We start from the raw sequence: 6,000 nt of genomic DNA, 5'->3' as shown, positions 1-6,000 counted from the left end.
GCCGCGCCCCCCGGGGGGGGGGGGGGGAGCCGGTGGATCAGCCACGGGTAGCCGTGGTACGCGAAGATGACCGGCTTGTCGCGGGTGAAGAGCGCGTCGTACTCGAAGTCCGGCATCCCGTGCGGGTGGTCGTCCGCCGGCAGCAACCGCGCCATCTCGACGACGTTCACCACCCGCACCGCCAGATCGGGCAGTTGGCGGCGCAGCAGATCGGCGGCGGCCAGCGTCTCCTGGGTGGGGACGTCGCCGGCGCAGGCCAGCACCACGTCCGGGTCGCGGCTGCCGTCCTCCGTGCCCGCCCAGTGCCAGGCCCCGGCGCCGCGGGCGCAGTGGGCGCGGGCCTCGTCGAGGGTGAGCCAGTCGAAGCCCGGCTGCTTGCCGGCGACGATCACATTGACGTGGTCGCGGCTGCGCAGTACGTGATCGGCCACCGTGAGCAGGGTGTTGGCGTCCGGCGGGAGATAGACCCGGACGATCTCGGGGCTCTTGTCGAGGACCTGGTCGACGAAGCCGGGGTCCTGGTGCGAGAAGCCGTTGTGGTCCTGCCGCCAGACGTGCGAGGTCAGCAGGTAGTTGAGGGAGGCGACGGGGCGCCGCCAGGGCAGCCGGCGCGCGGTCCGCAGCCACTTGATGTGCTGGTTGACCATCGAGTCGACGATATGGGCGAACGCCTCGTAGCTGGCGAAGAGGCCGTGCCGCCCGGTGAGCAGATAGCCCTCCAGCCAGCCCTGGCACAGGTGCTCGGACAGCACCTCCATCACCCGGCCGTCCCGCGCCAGATGCTCGTCGGTCTCCCGTGTCGCCGCCTGCCACGCCTTGCCGGTGGCGCGGTAGACCGCGTCCAGCCGGTTGGAGGCGGTCTCGTCCGGGCCGACGAGCCGGAAGTCGCGGCGCCCGGCGGTCGCCGCCATGACATCGGCGAGCAGCCCGCCGAGCACCCGGGTCGGCTCGTGCAGCGTGGTCCCGGGTTTGGCGACGTCCACCGCGTACCGCTCCAGCGGCGGCAGCGGCAGCGCGCGCAGCAGCAGCCCGCCGTTGGCGTACGGCGAGGCGCCCAGCCGGTGCCGTCCCTCGGGCACGCACGCCAGCACCTGCGGACGCGGCCGGCCCGCCTCGTCGAACAGCTCCTCCGGCCGGTACGAGCGCAGCCACCGCTCCAGTTGGTGCCGGTGGTCGGCGTGATCCCGTACGCCGCCGAGCGGCACCTGATGGGAGCGCCAGGTGCCCTCCACCGGCTGCCCGTCGACCTCGTGCGGGCCCGTCCAGCCCTTGGGCGTCCGCAGCACGATCACCGGCCAGCGGGGACGGTCGGCCGCCCCCTCCTCGCGCGCCCGGCGCTGGATCGCCGCGATCCGGTCCAGCGAGCGGTCCATGGCGGCGGCCATCGCCTGGTGCACCGCGGCCGGGTCGTCGCCGGAGACATGGACCGGATCGTGGCCGTAGCCGCGCAGCAGGGCGTCCAGTTCGTCCTCCGGGATGCGGGCGAGCACCGCGGGATTGGCGATCTTGTAGCCGTTGAGATGCAGGATCGGCAGCACGGCGCCGTCGTGCACCGGGTCGAGGAACTTCGTGGAGTGCCAGGACGCGGCGAGCGGCCCGGTCTCCGCCTCCCCGTCGCCGATCACGCAGGCGACCAGCAGCCGCGGGTGGTCGAACGCCGCACCGTAGGCATGCGTGAGGGAGTGGCCCAGCTCGCCGCCCTCATGGATGGAGCCCGGCGTCTGCGGCGCGACATGGCTGGGCACCCCGCCCGGGAACGAGAACTGCCGGAACAGCAGCTCCATCCCCGCCCGGTCCCGGCTCACGTCCGGATAGGTCTCCGAGTACGTGCCGTCCAGCCAGGAGTTGGCCAGGACGGCCGGCCCGCCGTGCCCCGGCCCCCACACGCACAGCGCGTCCAGACCCCGGGCCGCGATCACCCGCTTGAGATGCGTGTGCACCAGGTTCAGCCCCGGTGCGGTGCCCCAGTGCCCCAGCAGCCGCGGCTTGATGTGCTCGGGGCGCAGCGGCTCCTCCAGCAGCGGGTTGGCCATCAGGTAGATCTGCCCGGCGGAGAGGTAGTTGGCGGCCCGCCAGTGCGCGTCCAGCGCGGCGAGCTCCGCCGCGCCGAGATGGTCCGCGCCCGCCGGCGCCGCGGCGCCCGCCGGTCCCGCGTCGTCCCCTGGCATCTCCTCGCCCTCCTAGGGCCTGTCCGACGGGTCGTGGCCGGGTCCGCGGCGTCTGGCACATCGGACAGGCCCTGCCCTGCGGCACTCGCCCGTGCCGGAAGCCGGTGTTCCGCTATCCCTTTCCCCGCTCGGCCGTCCGGGGGACGGCCCGGCCGGCCGAGAGATAGCGCTCCGCCTCGATGATCGCCTCCTGGACGGTGCGCCGGCCCATCAGCACACACAGGGTGTAGGCGATGTCCTCCAGCCGCCGCCGCGCCACCGGATCGTGCGGATCCGCGAGCACCATCCGCTCCCACAGGCGATACCGCCGCAGCAGCGAAGTGAGCACCGACTTGTCCGGCAGCAGCATGCCGTCCCTCTTCCGACCTCGGCCCGGCATTCCCGGGGCGGCTGACCGGCGCGCGGATCCGGCGCCCGAACCCGAGTGGCTCCCACCTTGCGTCGGCCGTACGGCACCCGCAACCGGACGCGGGGCATCGGGGGTTCACTCCGCGGCCACCGACCGCTCAGTCGGGCGGCTCGGGGACCGGCTGCTCACCCGGTGCGGCTCCGGGTGGCTCCGCCGGCTCGGTCGCCGGCTCCTCCGGCGCGCTCCCGGGTTCGGCCTCCGGCTCCGGCCCGGGTCCGGCCGGCTCCGGATCGTGCGGTACCGGATGCGGTTTCCGGGGCACCGGCCCCGGCCCGTCACCCGCGTTTCCCCTGCTCATGACCGACCCCCTGCCTGCCGGCCTCTCCCGGCCCTTCCATGGTGCGCCGCCCGGCCTCCCGCCGCCCTGCGGGGAACACCGCGCGGCGGCGTCCGGCGCTGCTACGTTCGCCGCATGAACGCACGCGCCTGCGACGGCAGCGCCGGAGACGTCGACTACGCTGCCGTCGGCGGCGGTTACGCCGCGTACCGGCAGCCCGATCCGCGCATCGCCGCCCGGATCCACGCGGCCCTCGGGACCGCCCGCACGGTCGTGAACGTCGGCGCGGGAGCCGGTTCCTACGAGGCGACCCCGCTCGACGTCACGGCCGTCGAACCCTCCGCGTCGATGCGCGCCCGGCGGCCCGCCGGCCGCTCCCCGGCAGTTGACGCGGTCGCCGAGCAACTCCCGTTCCCCGACGACTCCTTCGACGCGGCGATGACCACGTTCAGCGTTCACCAGTGGAGCGACCCGGCGGCCGGGCTGTGCGAGATGCGCCGGGTGGCCCGCGGCCCGGTCGTGGTGCTGACCTGCGATCCCGCGCTGGTCCGCGACTTCTGGCGGTACGCGTACGCCGCCGAGGTCCTGGACGCCGAGGCCCGCCGCCACTCGGAGATCGCCCAGCTGACGGCCGCGCTCGGCGGCCGGGCCACCGTCGAACGGGTCCCGATCCCGCTCGACTGCTGCGACGGCTTCAACGAGGCGTACTACGGCCGCCCCGAGCGGCTCCTCGGCCACGGCGCCCGGCAGGCGTGCTCCGCCTGGAGCTTCGCCGACGACGCGACCCGGGCCCGCTTCGCCGCCGCACTGCGCCGCGACCTGGAGGACGGCAGCTGGGGCGCCCGCCACGGCGCGCTGCGCCAACAGCCCTTCTTGGAAGGCTCGTTGGTCCTCCTGCGCGCCGTCCCGGACTGACCGGGCGGCGGCGGGCGGCGCCAGCGATCGCACTTTCCGGGCGGCTGTGCTCCTCTGGAACGGAGGACGATCCGCACCGAGGAGTACCGTGCCATGCACGCCACCACACTCCGCATCGCGATCATCGGCGCCGGTCCCGGCGGGCTGGTCTGCGCCCGGGGGCTCCAGCACCACGGCGTACCGGCGGAGGTCTTCGAGCAGGAGGCCGCCGCGGACGCGCGCCCGCGGCAGGACACCGCGGCGCTGTGGCCGGAATCCGGGCAGGCGGCCCTGCGCGCGGCCGGGCTGGAGCGGGAGTTCCGTGCCCTCGCCCGGCCCGAAGGGCAGCAGACCCGGCTGCTGGACCGCACCGGCGCGGTGCTCGCCCGGCACACCGCGGAGCCCGGCGCGGTCGGCACCTCCGGGGCCCGGGAGCTTCCCGGGATCGGGCGGGCGGAGCTGCGCCGGCTGCTGCTGGACTCCCTCGCCCCGGGGACCGTCCACTGGGGGCGGTACCTCCGTACGCTGCACCCGCGCGGTGCCGGCCGCCACGAGGCCGAGTTCGACGACGGCCGCGGGGAGACCTTCGACCTGGTCATCGGGGCCGACGGGGCCTGGTCGCGGGTACGGCCGATGCTCTCCGACGCCACCCCGCACTACTCCGGCGTGATCTTCGTCGAGACCGGCTTCGAGGACGTCGACGCCCGCCATCCGGAGATCGCCCGGCTGGTCGGCCACGGCCGCGTGATGGCGTTCTCCGGGCCCGAGGGCCTGATCGCCCGGCGTGACGGCCGCGACCGCATCCGGGTCCAGGCCGCCTTCCGCGACTCCGAGGACTGGGCGCTCGCGGCCGGGCTGGACCTGGCGGACACCGCCGCCGTGCGCGCCGCGCTGCTCGGCCGGTTCGCCGGATGGGACGCGCGGCTGCTGGCGCTGCTGCGGGACAGCGACAGCGGCTTCCTCCACCGGCCGCTGTTCGCGCTGCCGGTACCGCACACCTGGCCGCACACTCCGGGCCTGACCCTGCTGGGCGACGCCGCGCACCTGATGACGCCGCTCTCCGCGCCGGGTGCCGACCTCGCGCTGTTCGACGGCTGCGAACTGGCCCGGCACCTCGCCGAGGCGCACACCTGGCAGTCCGACCCGGACCAGGGGGTGCGGGCGTACGAGACGGCCCTGTTCCCCCGCTCGGCCGCGGCTGCCGAAGGCGCCGCCCGCGCCCTGGACAGCGCCCTCGCCCCGGAGGCCCCGCAGCGCGCCCACCGCCCACCGCGCCACCGCTTCACCCGCGCTCTGCACCGCCGCTGACCGGGCCCGGCGCCCGGGTTGCGGCCCGGTCCCGCCCGTCGGACGATCGGCAGCGTACGGAATCGGCGGCGGCGTACCCGGAACGACCGCGGCCCGGCCCGCGGTGCGCGGAGGGACGGAACCGACCGTGAAGATCACTGAGCCCACGCCCGGAGCGCCCTGCTGGGTGGAACTGGGCACCTCGGACGTGGCCGCCGCCAAGGTGTACTACCGCCAGGTCTTCGGCTGGCGCGCCGAGACCGAACCGCGGGCGGAGGCCGGCGGATACACGCTCTTCTCGGTGGGCGACGCCCGGGTCGCCGCGGCGACCCCGCTGTACGCGCCGGGCCAGCCGACCGCCTGGACCGTCACCTTCGCCACCGGCGACGCCGAGGCGCTGGCCGCGGCGGTGACCGAGGCCGGCGGCAGTGTGCTGGTGGCCCCGCGGGACGTCCTCGACCTGGGCCGGTTCGCGGTGCTGGCCGATCCGGCGGGCGCGGCCTTCGCGGTCTGGCAGGCCGCCGGCTTCGCCGGCGCCGAGCTGCTGAACGATCCCGGCGCGCTCGGCTGGGTCGAACTCGCCACCGGCGACGCCGAGTCCGCGGTGGCGTTCTACTCCCGGGTCTTCGGATGGACCGTCAGGGCCCACGGCACGTATACCCAGTGGGGCATCGGCGGCGCCGACTTCGGCGGGATGAGCACCGTGGAGGCGCGCGACCGGGAGGACGTCCGGCCGCACTGGCTGCCGTACTTCGCGGTGGCGAGCGTGGACGCGACCGCCGCGCGCGCCGCCGAGTCCGGGGGCATGCTGCTGCTGGCCCCGACGGACGTCCCGGACGGGCCCCGGATCGCGATGATCCGCGATCCGCAGGGCGCCGTCTTCGGCATTCACCAGGTGGGTACGGAGGGCTGACCGCTCCGGCGGGGGCGCGCCGACAGTGGGGGTGATTTTCCTCGTCCAGCGG

5 protein-coding genes are annotated in these 6,000 nt (G+C 75.4%); 3 read left to right on the top strand and 2 right to left on the bottom strand.

Going from position 1 to position 6,000, the window contains the following annotated elements; genetic code table 11:
* Positions 1-2,168, bottom strand: a 2,168-nt coding sequence (locus tag RZ84_RS05850) for a phosphoketolase family protein (RefSeq protein WP_078893607.1), incomplete at its 3' end; no start/stop codon positions are given.
* A 112-nt stretch (positions 2,169-2,280) separates the two neighbouring features.
* On the bottom strand, positions 2,281-2,517 hold the full coding sequence (locus tag RZ84_RS05845; RefSeq protein WP_043263373.1) for a DUF5133 domain-containing protein: 237 nt from the start codon (positions 2,515-2,517) through the stop codon (positions 2,281-2,283).
* 472 nt (positions 2,518-2,989) lie between these two features.
* Here RZ84_RS05845 and RZ84_RS05835 point away from each other — a divergent pair, with 472 nt between their 5' ends.
* The 3 genes from RZ84_RS05835 to RZ84_RS05825 all read left to right on the top strand — a co-directional run bounded on the left by RZ84_RS05835 (position 2,990) and on the right by RZ84_RS05825 (position 5,948).
* Positions 2,990-3,769: a class I SAM-dependent methyltransferase gene (locus RZ84_RS05835; protein ID WP_043263371.1), complete on the top strand. Its 780-nt coding sequence runs from the start codon at positions 2,990-2,992 to the stop codon at positions 3,767-3,769.
* Positions 3,770-3,862: 93 nt separating this feature from the next.
* On the top strand, positions 3,863-5,056 hold the full coding sequence (locus RZ84_RS05830) for an FAD-dependent oxidoreductase (protein WP_043263370.1): 1,194 nt from the start codon (positions 3,863-3,865) through the stop codon (positions 5,054-5,056).
* Positions 5,057-5,183: 127 nt separating this feature from the next.
* Entirely contained in the window at positions 5,184-5,948 is a 765-nt protein-coding gene (locus RZ84_RS05825) for a VOC family protein (RefSeq protein ID WP_043263369.1), read from the top strand.
* The last annotated feature ends 52 nt before the right edge of the window (positions 5,949-6,000 follow it).

Source organism: Streptomyces sp. CT34, from assembly GCF_000805335.1.
In the GTDB taxonomy this organism is placed as follows: Bacteria; Actinomycetota; Actinomycetes; order Streptomycetales; family Streptomycetaceae; genus Streptomyces.
This window is presented reverse-complemented; position numbering and strand designations above follow the sequence as displayed.